This is a genomic window from Brevundimonas sp. (assembly GCF_027484365.1).
Taxonomy (GTDB): domain Bacteria; phylum Pseudomonadota; class Alphaproteobacteria; order Caulobacterales; family Caulobacteraceae; genus Brevundimonas.
Window position 1 is genome coordinate 23,552 of sequence record NZ_JAIXTC010000009.1, and the last position, 15,325, is coordinate 38,876.

A 15,325-nucleotide genomic window follows, 5' to 3' on the forward strand; every position below is an offset into this window, starting at 1 on the left:
GCTAACCTTTCGGCAAGTGAATCCGCGAACCCTGGGATTATTCAACCCGGAGATGCCCCATGCTGAGCGCCCTCGCCGCCGCCTTCGCCCTCGCAGTCGCAGGACCTCTCCAGACCGGTGAAGCACCCGATCGCTATTCGCTCGAGCTGACTGTGATCCATGCAGGCGTGCAGACGGTGGGGGCTCGCGCCGTCCTCGTCGAGGACAGTTCCGCCCAGATCACCGTCCAGGACGTCGACGGCCTGTTCGAGATGAACGCCCAGCTCACGCCGGTGCAGGGCGACGGAGACGACGACACCCTGGCCCTGACGGTTTCGATCATCGACGGGGAGGCCCAGCCCTTCGAACCGAACCTGATCCTGAAACGCGGCGGAGACGCCAGCATCGTCATCGGTCAGGAAGGTCCCGACGGCGTCATGTTCGAAGGCCTGACGGTCACCCTGAAGCCGCTGGCTGAGGACGATTGACGCGCGGCCGAACACATCCCACCTTCAGGGTCCTGTTCAACAGTCGAAAGGAGGTGATCAAGTGATCTCATTGTCCCAAACCCGTACGGTGACCGAAGCTTGGTCCTCTCGCGAGGTCCGGGCCTGATTACTTCCTTTGCGCGCTAACGCCCGTTCGGGCTGCTTGAGCGCAGAGTCAGGCTGAGTATCGGTCAGGCCGTCATGCGGTCAGACAATGAGGCCCGCCGGAGCGATCCGGCGGGCCTTTTGGCTGGTGATCAGGCGAACAATCCCTGGACCCATTGCCAGGCCTCGAGGAACCAGCCGGCGCTGGCGAGGAACAGGCTGGAGATCAGGGCCCAGGCCGCCCAGACGAAGATGCAGAAGCCCGCGACGCCGAACCAGGCCACGCCGATCAGGACGCCGTCCCTCTGCATCAGGCCGAACCCGAACAGGGCGACGAACAGGGACGGAAACAGGTTGCCGCCGAAGATCGGCAGCATGACGATCAGGGTCAGCAGGGTCGTGACCAGGCCGATCAGGACCTCGGCCACCTCGCTGCTCAGGATGCTGAGGCGTGGCCTGGACAGTTTCTCGACGAACAGCAGGGGCTTGCGCACCTTGTCGATGGTGGCGCGGTAGTTTTCGCGCGGCAGGCTGGATTTGAGAGCCCATTTCGGCATCCACAGCTGGTCGCGGCGGATCAGCAGCTGCAGGCAGATCAGCAGCATGGGGGCGCCCAGGATCGTCGTCGAGCCGGGGATGGGGGAGGCGATGGCGTTGATCAGGCCGAAGAACACCATCAGGGCGCCGAAACCGCGCTCTCCGAACGCATTCACCAGCTCGCCGAGATAGAGTTTCGGATCGTCCTTGGCGCCGATGTCGTCGAGCACCCGGGAGAAGGGCCGGTGGTCGCTCTGAAAGTCGTAGTCGGGCATCAGGAACCGGCTCGGCGAGGGATGAGAACGATCTAGGCGCGACCTTGCACCGTCGCCACTTAACATTCCGACAGAACGGAGAAACCTGACCGAACCCGTCGAACCCTGAGGCTCCGGCCTCTAGCCGCCCAGCAGTTCCCGCCCGATCAGGAACCGCCGGATCTCGTTGGTGCCGGCGCCGATGTCGTAGAGTTTGGCGTCGCGGACGAGGCGTTCGACCGGCCATTCCTTCGTGTAGCCGGCGCCGCCCAGGGCCTGGACCGCCTCCAGCGAGACCTTCACCGCATTCTCCGAGGCCAGCAGGATGGCGCCGGCGGCGTCGTAGCGGGTGGTCTTGCCGGCGTCGCAGGCCTTGGCCACCGCATAGACATAGGTGCGGGCCGAGTTCAGGGCGACGTACATGTCGGCGACCTTGGCCTGCATCAGCTGGAAGGAGCCGATGGCCTTGCCGAACTGTTTGCGCTCGCGGACGTAGGGCAGGACGACATCCAGAGCGGCCTGCATGATGCCGAGGGGGCCGCCGGCCAGGACGGCGCGCTCATAGTCCAGACCGCTCATCAGGATGCCGGCGCCGCCGCCGATCGGGCCCATGACGTTCTCTTCCGGGACCTCGCAGTCCTCGAACACCAGTTCGGCGGTGTCGGAGCCACGCATGCCCATCTTGTCCAGCTTCTTCGAGACGCTGAAGCCCTTCATGCCCTTCTCGATCAGGAAGGTGGTGACGCCGCCGTTGCCCTCGCCCGTGCGGGCGTAGACCACCAGGGTGTCGGCGGTCGGGGAGTTGGTGATCCAGAATTTTGTGCCGTTCAGGACGTATCGGTCGCCCTTCTTCTCGGCACGGGTCCGCATCGACATGACGTCGGAGCCGGAGCCGGCCTCGGACATGGCCAGAGAGCCCAGGTGTTCGCCGGAAATCAGCCCGGGCAGGTATCTCGCCTTCTGCTCCGCATTGCCCCAGCGGCGGATCTGGTTGACGCAAAGGTTGGAGTGCGCGCCGTAGCTGAGACCGATCGAGGCGGAGGCACGGGAGACCTCCTCCATCGCCACGACGTGTTCGAGGTAGCCCATGCCGAGGCCGCCGTCCTCTTCCGGGACAGTGATGCCGTGCAGGCCCAGTTCGCCCATCTCGGGCCAGAGGTCACGGGCAAAGGTGTTGGTCTCGTCGATCTCGGCCGCGCGCGGCGCCAGGCGGTCGGCGGCCCAGCGGGCGGTGGTCTCGCGGATCATGTCGGCGTTCTCGCCGAGGCCAAATTCCATCGATTGGGGTGCGTTCGGAATGCTCATGAGAGCGGGGTAGCACGATCCCCACAGCCGAGGGGAGAGGGAGATCAGTCTCCGCCGGGCAGACCGAAGCGACGGTAGAGGTTGATCGAAGACACACCGACGCAAGCGAGGCCGATCAGGGCCAGGACCCAGCCGATGAGCGTCAGTTCATTGCCGCCGGACTGCTCCGCAGCCCGCCGGAAGGCCGCCATCGAGGCGCCGAAAGACACGAGGCCCACGCCGCCCATGAAGATGAAGGGGCCGGTCTCGCTCCAGTCGAAGCGGGCGGTCGGCTCGAACTCGATGTCGTTGCGCATGATGGAGCCGCCCTGTGTCAGGGCCAGGTCCTCTCCGAACAGATTGGTCTCCGAGGCGTCCGGCGCGTCGCGTTCCTCGGACGTCCACAACGGGCGTTCGATGGCGGGGTCCGGCGACTCCTCCAGCGGCGTCAGGATCAGTTCCGAAACCGGCGCCTGATCGACGGTGACCGTCTCGACCGGTAACGACGGCGTCTGGACCGGCTCCGGGGCCTTATCGAGGACGTTCAGACCCGGTTCGGCGGCTGGCCCCTCATCGACGGTGACCGTCTCGACCAGGAATGACGGCGTAGGGACGGACTCAGGGACGTCCCCAAAAACGGTCAGGACCGGTTCGGCGGCCGGTGAGAGATCGATGGTGGCGGTCACAACCGGGAAGGACGGCGTCACGACGGGCCCGGAGGCGTCGTCCGGAACCGTCAGAACGGGGTCGGAGGCCTGCGCGGACTCGTCGTCAACCGTGTCCGCAGGGTCCGACGGCGCCTCGATGACCACGGGCGCAGGCTGATTGTCGTCGGGCGAGCTCTCGCCCCCTTCATCCGGGGTGATCTCGACGACCGAACGATCGATCGTGCGAACCTCGACCTCGCCGGCCGCCTGGCGCGGCGTCGCCGGCTGAAGGAAGGGCAACGGGCCGACCATCACCGCGGCATAGGGCGCGTAGCGGGCCGCTGTCAGGACGACGGGATCGAGAACCGGGGTCGGAACGGCAGTCGGCTCCTGGGCGGGTTCGACCTCGTTCGGGGCCTCGACCTCTGCTTCAGGTACGGATGGCTCGTCGTTCGCCGGCTGTACCTGCACCGGATCTGGCGAGACGGCTTCGGCTTCGGACGGGCTGTCGGCCGGCGGATTGTCGTTGGAGGGCGCCGGCGGCGCATCGACCTGGACGAGACGGACGGTCGATTCACCGAGCAGGGCGGCGACGGCGGCGCTTCGCGGGTCGATCGGGGCGGCGACCTCCGGGACGGTGGCGGGCACCGTGTCGGGCGCGGCATCGCTCCCGGTCTCGATTTCGACTTCGGTCTCTGCCGGCGGCGCAGCCACGGCAGGCGGGGGCAGGGGAGCGGACAGCAGGTCGGACAGGGCGACCGGGGCCAGGGGGTTGGCCACGAACAGGGCGCGCTCGGCGGCGCGGCGGCGAAGGGCGGTCTCGGGCAGGGCCGGCTCGGGCCAGCCCATCATGGCGTCGGCGGCCTCGCCCGGCGAACCGGCGTTCAGGCGCTGGCGGACGTCGGAGTCGGCAAAGCGATCGACGCCGACCGAGAAGGCGAAGCTGACGAGGGCGTCAAATTGGTGCTGGTTCAGATCTCCGGGGACGGTTTCATTGACCGTCTTCTCCACGGGAAGGAGGTCGTAGCGCAGGAGCAATTCGGCGTCGGCTTCCGACACCGAGGCGCCTTCGCGGGCGGACAGGGTGTGGCCATAGCCGATGACCCAGCCGCCGTCCTCGCGACGGATCGCGCGGGGCCTGAAGCCCTCGAAGCTCTTGATCAGCACGATCCCCTCGCGGGAGACCTTCAGTTCTTGCCTGGACGCGTCGGACACCGGATTTGACCCAAATCGAGACAGGGCGCGATCGCCCTGCAGGGGAGTGAGCAAGGGTCGCGCCGTTCGGTGTCGTCCTTACAACAGGATCACGCCGGCGAGTCCGAGGAAGGACAGGAAACCCACTGTGTCGGTGATCCAGGTGACGAATACGGGCGAGGCCACCGCCGGGTCGCGGTCGAGGCGATCAAGGATAAGGGGGATCAGGGTGCCGGCCAGGGAGGCCGCCACCAGATTGATCATCACCGCCAGGCCGATCGTCAGCGACAACAGCGGAATGCGGAACCAAAGCAGCGAAACGGCGCCGAGCAGAAGGGCGATCGCCGCACCGTTGAACAGTCCGACCAGGACTTCGCGGCTTAGAATCCGCATGGCGTTGGCGGAGTTCAACTCGCGCGAGGCCAGGGCCCTCACTGCGACGGTCAGGGCCTGCGTTCCCGAGTTACCGCCGATGGACGCCACGACCGGCATCAGGATCGCAAGCTGGACCAGCGCCTCGATCTCCTTGGTGAAGGCTCCAATCACCGACGAGGCGAACAGTGCCGTACCCAGATTCACAACCAGCCACGGGATGCGGGACCGGACGACGCCGAACACGCCCGCACCCCGGCTCTCGTCCGACACGCCGGCCAGGCGGAGGATGTCCTCGCGGTTCTCCTCCTGGATGATGTTGACGATGTCATCGACGGTGATCTGACCCACCAGACGCCCGGACGCATCGACGACCGGCGCCGAGATCAGGTGATATTTCTCGAAGATGTAGGCGACCTCTTCCTGATCCGTGTCGGCGGCGATGGCGTTCACCGGCTCCATCAGATCGGACAGTTTCACCGTCCGCGCCGCCCGCAGCAGGCCGCTGATCGGGATGCCGCCCACCGGCTTGTTGTGAGGGTCGACGACATAGATGTCGAAGAACAGCTCGGGCAGGTCCTCGCCCTGGGCCCGGACGTGGTCGATGGTGTCGCCTACGCTCCAGAACAGGGGCGCGGCCATCACCTCGCGCTGCATCAGACGGCCGGCGGTATCCTCGGCATAGCCCAGCGAGTTCTCGATCGCGGCCCGGTCGGTCGCCGGCATGGCGGCCAGCACCTTCTCGCGCTGGTCGTCCTCAAGATCCTCGACAACGGCGGCGGCGTCGTCGGAATCCAGTTCCTGAAGCGCTTCGGCGAGGGTGCCGGGGGCGACGCGCTCCAGCACCTCCTCGCGGATGCCGTCGTCCAGCTCGGGCAGGGTCTCGGCGAGCAGTTCGGGCGGCAGCCACAGGACCACCACCCCACGGTGCTCGGCCGTCAGGAAGCCCATCAGGTCGGCGACGTCGGCCGGGTGCAGGTCTTCGAGCAGGGAGCGCAGCCGCATCCCGTCGCCGTCGTCGGCGGCATCGACCACCTTCTCGACGAAGGCGGCGGTCAGGACATAGTCCTCGTCCAGCGCCTCGTGGTCTTCGTTGACGTCGGGATCGAGAGTGGCGGGTCGTTCGCTCACGCGGGGGCCTCCCTCTCTCGATGTGAATCAGCCTGGTAGGTGCCGGATTCTTATTCCCTAGTCTGATGGTGCGGTCGAGAAGACTCGAACTTCCACGGGTTGCCCCACAGCGACCTCAACGCTGCGCGTCTACCAATTCCGCCACGACCGCTCGCATCGGAGGGGGGCTGATAGCGGAGAGAGATAGCGGCGTCTAGGCCGATCCGGCCATGAAGTCGTAGACGTCGGCGGGACGGGTGACCGTGATGGCGATCCGGTCGTCGCGGATTTCGATCTGGCCACGGGCGACAGGGTGGTTGTTGGCGAGGATCCAGACCTCGTCGTGTTCGGACGCATCAAGCGGAATCACCGCCCCGCGGCCCATTTTCAGCAGCTGGGACATGGGCAGCACGGAGCGGCCCAGTACGACGGACAGCTCAACGTCGACGGCTTCGATCTGGCTCAAGGAATCTCCGGATACGCTGGAGGGTACTGGCGACGAAACTTGCATTGGCGGCCCTCGACCTCACATTGGGGCCATCATGCTTGCCGAGCCGTTAAGCGCCGCCGTTTCATCGCTGATTCGCCCCGATGGCCGCGCCGTCGAATGGGTCGTCGCGCCCGGCTATGTTCCCTATGAGCGGGCGGTCGCCGAAATGGAGGCGCGTGTGGCCCTGATCGCGGCCGGAGAGGCGCCGGAACGGGTCTGGTTGCTGGAGCATCCGCCGCTCTACACCGCCGGGGTTTCGGCGAAGGACGAAGACCTGATCGACGCCGGGCGGTTCCCGGTCCACCGGACGGGGCGGGGCGGGCAGTTCACCTATCACGGGCCGGGCCAGCGGGTGGCCTATGTGATGCTGGACCTGAACCACAGGGGCAAGGACGTGCGCGGCTTCGTGCGCGGGCTGGAGCGATGGCTGATCGGCGCGCTGGCCGGGTTCGGGGTCGAGGCTGATGTGCGTGAGGGCCGGGTCGGGGTCTGGGTCGAGCGGAAGGGCCCCGGCTGGTCGCGCGAGGACAAGATCGCCGCCATCGGCGTCAAGGTCCGGAAATGGGTCAGCTTTCACGGGATCAGTCTGAATGTGGAACCCGACCTGGATCATTTCAGCGGCATCGTGCCCTGCGGCATCGCCGAGCACGGCGTCACCAGTCTGCTCGATCTCGGCGTTCTGGCGACGATGGATGAGGCGGATGCGGCCCTGAAGACCAGTTTCGTGGGCGTTTTTGGCGCGGCGCGAGATTCTTCGCCCGACGAAACACGGGCTTAACGGCTCAAGTGTAAGCTTTCGCACGTCAGGGTTGACTGAAGGGTGCGTCAGATGGACGGAGCGGCGACGGCACAGAGGATCGAGGCCCCCGCCTTGTTCGCTTCCGCCGACCTGTCGACCTTTTTCGACGTCACCCTCGATATGCTCGTCATCCGTGATCTCGACGGCATGATCCTGAAGGTCAGCCGATCGTGGGAGACCCAGCTGGGCTGGAGGACAGACGAGCTGGAGGGGACGCAGTTGCTGCGTCTCGTCCATCCCGAAGACCTGGCTTCGACCCGGGCTGGCGTGGTCGCGGTCGAGACGCGTCGGCCCGGCGATCCGGTCCCGGGGCACATCAACCGTTATCGACACCGCGACGGCTCCTACCGCACCCTGGAATGGCGGGCCCACCGGTTCGGCGACCGCATCTACGGGGTGGCGCGCGACGTCACCGACCGGGTCGCGGCGGAACAGGCTCTCAGCGACGCCAAGGCGGCGGCCGAGGCGGCCAGCCGGGCCAAGACCGACTTCCTGGCCAATATGAGCCATGAGATTCGCACCCCTCTGAACGGCGTCATCGGCATCGTCGATTCCCTGCGTCGCACCGACCTGGACCCCGAACAGCGCGAGATGGTCGACCTGATTCAGGGCGCGGGGATCACACTGGAGCGGCTGGTCTCCGACATCCTCGACGTGTCGAAGATCGAGGCGGGACGACTGGACTTCGAGTCGCGCCAGTTCGATCTCGGCGAGGCCCTCGCCGGCATCATAGACCTGTCCCACAGCCGCGCCGCCGAAAAAGGCCTCCAGTTCGAGGAACGCCAGGGCTCGGGCGCGCGCGGCGTCTTCATGGGCGACAGCACCCGGATCGGCCAGATCGTCGGCAATCTGCTGTCCAATGCGGTCAAGTTCACCTCCGAGGGCAAGATCACGGTCGACTGGGACGTCAGCGGCGACGAGGTCGGCGAGGGCGTTCTGACCTTCACCGTGTCCGACACGGGGGTGGGCTTCGATGCGGCCACGGGCGCGACCCTGTTCCAGCGGTTCAACCAGGCCGACACGTCGATCACCCGCCGGTTCGGGGGCACGGGCCTGGGCCTGTCGATCTGCCGGTCCCTCGCCGAGCTTATGGGCGGTGTGGTCGAGGCGCGGTCCTGCCCCGGCGAGGGCTCGACCTTCACCCTGACCCTGCCCTTGCAGCGGGTGGTGGCGCTCGAGGAATACGACGGCCTGGCCGCCCCGGCGGAGTTCGGGCCGGTCCCGCTCTTCATGCCCGAGCGCAGCCTGCGCGTCCTGCTGGCCGAGGATCATCCGACCAATCAGCGCGTGGTGCAGTTGATCCTGGGGTCTGCGGGTGCAGAGGTCGTGACCGTGGAGAATGGGGCCCTGGCTGTCGAGGCCGTGGGCCGGTCACGCTTCGACGTCATCCTGATGGACATGCAGATGCCGGTCATGGACGGCCTGACCGCCACCCGTGAAATCCGCCGGATCGAGCCGGGCGGGACGCGCACCCCGATCATCATGCTGAGCGCCAACGCCATGGCCGAGCACCGCTACGAGGCCCTGGCGGCGGGGGCGGATCTGCACGTGGCCAAGCCTGTGACGGCGGCGAGCCTGCTGGCCGGAATCGCCCAGGCGGTCGTGGAGTAGGACAGCGAAGGAGAGGCTCCGGACGGCGCGCCTTCCTGGGAGGGCTGTGTCAGGTCCGGCGCGACGCGGCGGCGCTCGGCCAGGACAGCCGGGCGCATGCGCCGGTGTCGGCAGAGCGAAGCGACCACTGGCCCCCCAGCTGCCGGGCCAGGGCCTTGATGATCCTGAGCCCCAGACTCCCCGGTTCGGCGCTCGCCGCTTCAGAAACGCCCACGCCGTCGTCGGCGATGACCAGAGTTCGAATCTCGCCGTGGTCGCACAGTTCGATCGTGATCCGGCCGGGACGATCCGGAAAGGCGTGCTCAAGGGCGTTGTTGACGCATTCCAGCATGATCAGGACGACCGGCGTGGCCTCTTCGGCCGACAGCGCCACCTCGCCGCTGGAGATGGAGACGACGACATCGTCGCGGGCGGCGGCCGCGAGTGCGTCATCGACGATGGTGCGTGCAAGATCCTCGAAGGCGGTGGCCTGCTGCTCGGCGTCCGCGAGGCTTCTCTGGATGCTGGCGACGAGGGCGGTGCGGGTGGAAGCATCGGCCAGGGCCTTGCGGGCCCCCGGATCGGCAGCGGCGCGGGCTTCCAGACTCAGCAGGGCGCTGACCACCTGGATGTTGTTGGAAACCCGGTGCTGGACCTCCCGCAGGAGGATGTCGCGGCTCTCCGCAAGGGCGGCATTGCGCTCGACCTCGCGGGCCAGCCGGCGTGATGCGCCGTCCATGCCGACGATGAAGAAGATGTCGACCGCCGCGACGAAGATGTAGAAGCCCAGGGCGACCAGGGTCGCGACGGCGAGGTCGAAGCCCGGAGGGCCGATCCAGAACCACCAGGCGGTCAGGCCGGACAGCGTCGCTGTCAGGACAGCCGGACGCAGGCCCGCGTAATAGGCCACCAGCACCACGGCCGGGAAGAAGGTCAGATAGGGGAAGCCGGGCGGAAACCAGTGCGCCAGCCCGTAGCGCACGCCGAAGGCGACAGCCCAGGCGAAGATCGCCAGCAGATAGCCGCGCCACGCGGCGCGTCGGAAGAAATCCTGAGGCATGCGGTCCCCGGCAGGCGCATGATGCGAGGCTGCTGGCTCCACCTATCGAAGCTGAACTGCGGGAAGTCCAGTCCGGGGAGCCGCAGTGTCTGTTAACCGACTCCGGGCCCGGTTCCCGGCTACCCCCTCGCCCGCGCCGGCAGAAAGCGGCTGTTGCGCAGCAAGACGGCGCTGACGACCGAGACCAGAAGGCCGACCGGGAAGATCTCGGCGAAGGTCAACGGCAGGCGGAACAGGGGGGATTCATAGGCCTCGGCCATCTCACGCATCTGGGCCTCGAGCCGGGCGTAGGCGGCGGCCGGCATGCCCTCGGCGCGGCGGGCCTCGAGCGTCGCAGCGATATACTGGTCCATGAAGGCATAGTCGGTGGCGGCCAGATAGCCCTCCCAGACCAGGACATAGGCGAGGGAGGCGAACAGGGCGATGCCCAGGCCGACGCCGAGCGCAGGCAGGAATTTGATGACGCCGCCCCGGTTGTGATCGCGGTGCTGTTTCACCCCCATGAAGACGGCGGCCATGCCCAGCAGCATGATCAGATAGCCGAGCCAGACGTTGCCGTGGGGCTGGTCGCCGCCGATGACGACCGTGCCGATGACGCCGGCGATGATGATCAGTCCCGAGATCAGGCCGTAGACGAGGATGATGCGGGCCATGGCGGCCTCCCTTGCGTTTGTGATGCGGGGAGGCTGACCCCGGCGGCGCGCCGATCCTATCGCCCGAACGGGTGAATTCGACAGTCCGGACCGTTCAGGGGATCAGTCCGAGGTCGCGGGCACGGGTCACTGCGGCGGTCCGGGTCGCGACCTCGAGCTTGGAGAACAGGTTGGCGAGGTGGGTCTTCACCGTGTTGGGCGACAGGCCCATCGACCGGGCGATCTCCTTGTTGGCGCGGCCCGAGGCGAGGGCGTCGAGCACCTTCATCTCCTGACCCGTCAGGCCCAGCGAGCGGACGGCGGCGTCGTTGCGGACGAAGTCGGGACCGTGCCTGCGTGTTGCGATCTTCCAGCCCAGCCAAAGTCCCCCGGCCGCGAAGACGATGGCGATCACGGCGGCGTAGAGCTCGGGCGTGATCCGGCGCGTCGCCTGCTGAAGGTCGAGCCAGGCCAGGGCGAAGGCGCCCAGGGCCAGGGTGAGGCCGGCTGTGAGCACGGTGCGGATCATGCGGCGATGATGCGCGCCCGCCCGGCCGGGTCAATCTACGACATGACGAACGTCGGGGACGGGAGGGAGAGGTGGGTGTCGGGCACGGCCTCGCCCGCGAAGAACCGGACCAGCAGGGGGGCGATTTCGGGGTGGGATTCGAACACGTTGTGGCCGGCGTTCTCGACGTGGATCTGTGACCTCGCGCGGAACTGGTCGATGACCTCGGCCTGTTCCTCCAGTGGGGTGCGGCCGTCCAGCAAGCCGGTGAGCAGCAGGGCCGGAGTGTCGATGGTGATCGGACGGCGGAAGTCCTCACCCAGATCGAGTCCGGGAATGGAGCCCAGCAGATGGGGCATGGGGTAGTTGTGGGCGTCGCCCATGACGGCTGTCCGGGCTTCCTGTTCGACCAGGGCCAGGCGGGCAGGCGAGATGCCCGAAGCCATGTCCATCGCCTCGTTCATGCCCGAAACCCCGAACACGCGCGTGACGCCGCCGAAGTAGCCTGCGGCGCCGTCCGTCTGGCCGGCGTCGAGCGCCAGATACAGGCCGGGGAGGCGGGCGAGGGTCGGGGGATTGGCGACCATGGCGGCGGTGATCAACTGAACTCCGAAGCCTCCGAGCTTCAGCGTGACAGGGCCGGTGGGGGAGGCGAGGGTGATCGGGGCGGGGTCGGCGTCCAGCCGGGCGTGGACGCGGCGCATCAGGGCGGGCAGGTCCGGGATGGCGGCGCGGGCGACCGGGTCCTGACCCAGTACAGCGTCGACCCGGTCGAGGAAGGCGTCGATATGGGCCGGGCGTTTGACCGTCTGGTCCTGGCCCTCGAGGCTGGCCAGAACGACGCGGCCGATCGAGTCCGGATGGCGCTTGAGCACCGACAGGGCCAGATGGGTGCCGTAGCTGATGCCCCACAGATTGATCCGGTCGACGCCCAGATGGCGACGCAGATCCTCGATGTCGTCGGCGTTCTGTTCGGTGGTGTAGCCGGCCATGGCGACCCCGGACCGGGTCCAGTCGATCCAGGCTTTCTGGATGTCTTCGCGGTAGTAGCCGGTCAGGCCCGCGCGGGTCAGGTCGGGGAAGGGGCCGGTCGGGTCGGGGCGCGCGGGGATGTGGGCCGACAGTCCGGTGCCGCGCTGGTCGAAGGCGATGACGTCTGCGACGGCGGTCAGGGCCGTGAAGATGGGAAAGCGCGGGCCAGTGGCGGCATCGGCGCCGCTGCCGCCCGGGCCTCCGGCCAAATAGACGATCGGCGGACCCGGGTTGGGTGCGGTGGTGGGGAAGCGGATATAGCCCAGACGGATGCGGCGCGAGCGGGGATCGTTGCGATCCTCGGGCACGTCGAAGAAGCCGCGCTCGGCCGGGGCGGTCTCGCCGCTGCGGGCGGTGAAGGTAAAGGGACCGGTCAGGGGCGAGGGCGGGGTCTGGGCCAGGGCGCGACCGGCGAGTCCGAGGGCCGGGACGGCGAGGCCGGCGGCGAGGAGGGTGCGGCGGTTCAGGGAGATGTGGGTCATGGGGTCTGACTGCCCCGGCCCGGGGCGGTGTGCAGCCCCGCTTCGGTGAATGGTGACGCTGGATCGGTCAGCGGTGACGCCTTCCGGCGAACAGCGCGATAGGGTCCGCGAATGATCCGTACGATTCTGATGAGCCTGATCCTGATCGCCTTGCCCTGTGTAGCAGGGGCGCAGGACTGGACCGTGTGCCGCGGGGCGCTGGAGGCGGCCGGGCCCGTGGTCGGGGCTTGTCGCCCGATAGAGGGAGTGATCGATCCGCAGGGGCGCGAGCTCTGGCTGAGGGCGGTGATCGACCGGCCGGCGGGAGCGGAGCCACAGGCATTCTATGTCGGCGGGATCGCATCCTCCGAGGTCTGGCTGAACGGGGTGAGACTGGGGGCCAACGGACGGCCGGGCATCTCGGCGGCGACGGAGGTCCCGGGGCTCCATGGGGCGGCGTTTCCGATCGAGTCGTCGGCATGGCGGCCGACCGGCAATGTTCTGGTGGTGCGGATGTCGTCGTTCCACGGCGGATTGCGGCTGGACGGGCCGATCGGGAGGATGGGGGTCGCGGGGTTCCCGCCGCCGTCGCAGGCCCTGCCTCTGGCCGCGACGTTTCTGGCGGCCGGGGCCCTGTTGGCGGCGGCCTTCGGCTTCGGGGTGATCCACGCGCTGCGGCGGACCGGGTCCAGCCTGATCCTGACGGGGATGGCGGGGGTGGCGGGGCTTCAGGCGGTGCTGGAGACCCTGAGGGCGCTGGTGAACTATCCCTATCCGCTGCACGTCTGGCGACTGGTCGGGATCTGGGGGCTGACGGCGGCGTTCGCCGTGCTGCTGGTCGGCTATGTGGCGGGCCGGTTCTGGCCGGGGGCGCGACGAGGCCTGATCGGGGTGACGGTCGCAGGCCTCGCCGCCAGCCTGCTGGTGCCCGGGTTCGATTTCAAGACGGGGATCGCCCTGATGGTGGGGCTGGGGCTGTCGGCGGTCGCGGCGGCGGTGGCCGTGCGGCGCGGAGAGACGGGGGCGCGGCTGACCCTGGCCTATCTGGTGGCGTTCGTGATGGTGGGGGTGGCGATGCCGAGGTGGCTGGTCGACCTGTCCTATTTCGTGTTCGCGGCCGGGCTGGTGCTGCCGTTGCTGATGGCCGAGATGATCCGGCTGGGCCGGGACGACCGGGCGCGGGAGGCGGTGCTGACCGAGGCGGCGGCGCGGCCCGACTGTCTGACAGTGGCCTCGGCGCGGGGTCTGCTGCGGGTGCCGCTGGCGCAGATCATCGCGGTGGTGGGGGCCGACGACTATGTCGAGCTGAGGCTGGCCGACGGGCGCAGGCTGTTGCACGCGGCGCGGCTGGACCGGCTGGAGACCGAGTTGCCGGGAGGCTTCCTGCGGGTGCACCGGTCGGTGATCGCCAACATGGCGCATGTGCAGGGGTATGAGCGAGACGGAGGCCGGGGGCGGCTGCTGGTGGAGGAGGGGCCGCCCCTGCCGATCAGCCGCAACCGCCTGCCGGCGGTGCGGGATGCGCTGGAGGGGGCGAGTCTGGGCGGTGTAGTCTTGGGGTTAGATGGCGATCAGACGCAGCGGATGTCGCCGGGGTAACCGTCCAGCAGGCGGTCGCTGGTCAGCAGGACGAGGCCTTCGGCCATGGCCTGGGCGACGAGGATGCGGTCGAACGGGTCGCGGTGGATCGGCGGCAGGTGCTCGACGGCCAAGGCATGTTCGCCGGTGACCGCCAGCTCGATGAAGCCGGTGGCGATCAGCCGTTCACGCAGGCGACGAGGGTTGATCTGAAAACCGGGTCGATTCAGCGCACGCTTGATCGCGGTCTCCCACAGGTTGACGACGCTGAAGGCGATGTCGTTGTCGGGGTCAGACAGAAAGTTGCGGGCTGCGGCGGGCAACTTGTCCGGCTCCGCAGCTGTCCACAGGACTATCTGGGTGTCGAGGAGGAATCTCAACCCTTGTCGTCGCCGTTGAACATCCGCTCGATTTCCTCACGACCCATTTCATTGAAGTCGTCGGGGATCGAGAACTCGCCCTTCATGAAGCCGATCCGGCGCGCGGCCATGGCGACGCGGTCGGTCACCCCGGTTTCGAGCGGGGTGAGCTTGGCGACCGGCTTGCCGGCGCGGGCGATGATGATCGTCTCGCCTTTCTCGGCGCGTTCGACGAGGCCGGAGAAGTGGGTCTTGGCGGCGTGGATGTTGAGGGTGTCCATGGAAAGGATTGTAGTGGACTAAGGGAGGTTAGTCCATCAAGCTTGCCATCATTCAGTAGATCGAGGCCTGCCGATCTTGGAACCATGTTCGACGGGAATCGTGCATTATCCGATCATGGATCCATCACAGATCGTCAATCGCTTGGTTTCTAGCAGCGCGACCGCGACCGGGCGTATTCGCGTCCGGAACGCGCTGAATCCCGCCCTCTTTCTGTGCGCGTTGGTCACAATACCCTGCTTCGTGATGCTGAGATATGTACCGCCACATCTCCAAACATTTCTGTTCATGATAGGGTCGATGCCTGTAGTTGTGGCAGCGATTGGCTATCTCTACTTTATGATCGCAAGTCCGAACAGACTGCAATCCGAAGAATATTTGATCAAGAAGCAAGCGCTCGATCTAATTCAGGAAAAAGGTAGTAATATACCGATCAATCCGACATCTCTGCAGGCAATTTCGAATGAGGTTGCGCGGGATTTGGAGCGCCCATCGTGATCTTGCATTGTCATATGATGACGTTTCAATACGTCGAACGACAGGCCGTCATAAACGCCATTGGTGTGA

At 67.2% G+C, this 15,325-nt stretch carries 16 protein-coding genes and 1 tRNA gene; 5 read left to right on the plus strand and 12 right to left on the minus strand.

Features of this window, described 5'->3' with window-relative positions; translation table 11 throughout:
- Positions 1-59 precede the first annotated feature (59 nt).
- Entirely contained in the window at positions 60-467 is a 408-nt protein-coding gene (locus tag Q0044_RS03930; protein ID WP_298159841.1) for a hypothetical protein, read from the plus strand.
- A 257-nt stretch (positions 468-724) separates the two neighbouring features.
- Here Q0044_RS03930 and Q0044_RS03935 read toward each other — a convergent pair whose 3' ends face one another.
- From Q0044_RS03935 to Q0044_RS03960, 6 genes are all read right to left on the minus strand, one after another.
- Positions 725-1,384 (minus strand): exopolysaccharide biosynthesis protein, encoded by a 660-nt coding sequence (locus Q0044_RS03935; protein ID WP_298159844.1) that lies wholly within the window; start codon positions 1,382-1,384, stop codon positions 725-727.
- Positions 1,385-1,504: 120 nt separating this feature from the next.
- Complete coding sequence (locus tag Q0044_RS03940; RefSeq protein ID WP_298159847.1) at positions 1,505-2,668, minus strand: isovaleryl-CoA dehydrogenase; 1,164 nt, start codon at positions 2,666-2,668, stop codon at positions 1,505-1,507.
- Positions 2,669-2,712: 44 nt separating this feature from the next.
- Entirely contained in the window at positions 2,713-4,563 is a 1,851-nt protein-coding gene (locus Q0044_RS03945; protein ID WP_298159851.1) for a glycoside hydrolase family protein, read from the minus strand.
- 24 nt (positions 4,564-4,587) lie between these two features.
- On the minus strand, positions 4,588-5,991 hold the full coding sequence (gene mgtE / locus Q0044_RS03950; RefSeq protein ID WP_298159854.1) for a magnesium transporter: 1,404 nt from the start codon (positions 5,989-5,991) through the stop codon (positions 4,588-4,590).
- A 66-nt stretch (positions 5,992-6,057) separates the two neighbouring features.
- Positions 6,058-6,142 (minus strand) — tRNA-Leu (locus Q0044_RS03955).
- Between the two features lie 42 nt (positions 6,143-6,184).
- Complete coding sequence (locus tag Q0044_RS03960; RefSeq protein ID WP_298159858.1) at positions 6,185-6,436, minus strand: FliM/FliN family flagellar motor switch protein; 252 nt, start codon at positions 6,434-6,436, stop codon at positions 6,185-6,187.
- Between the two features lie 76 nt (positions 6,437-6,512).
- On the opposite strand from Q0044_RS03960, the gene lipB reads away from it, so the two are divergent.
- Together lipB and Q0044_RS03970 are read left to right on the plus strand one after the other, a co-directional pair.
- Positions 6,513-7,238, plus strand: a complete 726-nt coding sequence (gene lipB, locus Q0044_RS03965; RefSeq protein WP_298159861.1) for a lipoyl(octanoyl) transferase LipB — start codon at positions 6,513-6,515, stop codon at positions 7,236-7,238.
- A gap of 93 nt (positions 7,239-7,331) precedes the next feature.
- A complete protein-coding gene (locus tag Q0044_RS03970) occupies positions 7,332-8,870 on the plus strand; it encodes an ATP-binding protein (protein ID WP_366941097.1) in 1,539 nt (512 codons plus the stop codon).
- Between the two features lie 49 nt (positions 8,871-8,919).
- On the opposite strand, the gene Q0044_RS03975 is transcribed toward Q0044_RS03970, so the two are convergent.
- From Q0044_RS03975 to Q0044_RS03990, 4 genes are all read right to left on the minus strand, one after another.
- A complete protein-coding gene (locus Q0044_RS03975; protein WP_298159864.1) occupies positions 8,920-9,909 on the minus strand; it encodes a sensor histidine kinase in 990 nt (329 codons plus the stop codon).
- A gap of 119 nt (positions 9,910-10,028) precedes the next feature.
- On the minus strand, positions 10,029-10,562 hold the full coding sequence (locus Q0044_RS03980) for a DUF4199 domain-containing protein (RefSeq protein WP_298159866.1): 534 nt from the start codon (positions 10,560-10,562) through the stop codon (positions 10,029-10,031).
- 94 nt (positions 10,563-10,656) lie between these two features.
- Positions 10,657-11,070: a response regulator transcription factor gene (locus Q0044_RS03985; protein ID WP_298159870.1), complete on the minus strand. Its 414-nt coding sequence runs from the start codon at positions 11,068-11,070 to the stop codon at positions 10,657-10,659.
- 35 nt (positions 11,071-11,105) lie between these two features.
- On the minus strand, positions 11,106-12,563 hold the full coding sequence (locus Q0044_RS03990; RefSeq protein WP_298159873.1) for an alpha/beta fold hydrolase: 1,458 nt from the start codon (positions 12,561-12,563) through the stop codon (positions 11,106-11,108).
- A gap of 111 nt (positions 12,564-12,674) precedes the next feature.
- Between Q0044_RS03990 and Q0044_RS03995 the strand changes: the two genes are divergently transcribed.
- A complete protein-coding gene (locus tag Q0044_RS03995; protein ID WP_298159875.1) occupies positions 12,675-14,141 on the plus strand; it encodes a LytR/AlgR family response regulator transcription factor in 1,467 nt (488 codons plus the stop codon).
- On the opposite strand, the gene Q0044_RS04000 is transcribed toward Q0044_RS03995, so the two are convergent.
- Positions 14,114-14,500, minus strand: coding sequence for a type II toxin-antitoxin system VapC family toxin (locus tag Q0044_RS04000; RefSeq protein WP_298159878.1), 387 nt, complete (start codon positions 14,498-14,500; stop codon positions 14,114-14,116). The two genes, Q0044_RS03995 and Q0044_RS04000, sit on opposite strands and share 28 nt — an antisense overlap.
- On the minus strand, positions 14,497-14,760 hold the full coding sequence (locus Q0044_RS04005) for a type II toxin-antitoxin system Phd/YefM family antitoxin (protein WP_298159881.1): 264 nt from the start codon (positions 14,758-14,760) through the stop codon (positions 14,497-14,499). Before Q0044_RS04005 ends, Q0044_RS04000 begins: the two co-directional genes overlap by 4 nt.
- Before the next feature lie 100 nt (positions 14,761-14,860).
- Between Q0044_RS04005 and Q0044_RS04010 the strand changes: the two genes are divergently transcribed.
- Complete coding sequence (locus tag Q0044_RS04010; RefSeq protein ID WP_298159884.1) at positions 14,861-15,256, plus strand: hypothetical protein; 396 nt, start codon at positions 14,861-14,863, stop codon at positions 15,254-15,256.
- The last annotated feature ends 69 nt before the right edge of the window (positions 15,257-15,325 follow it).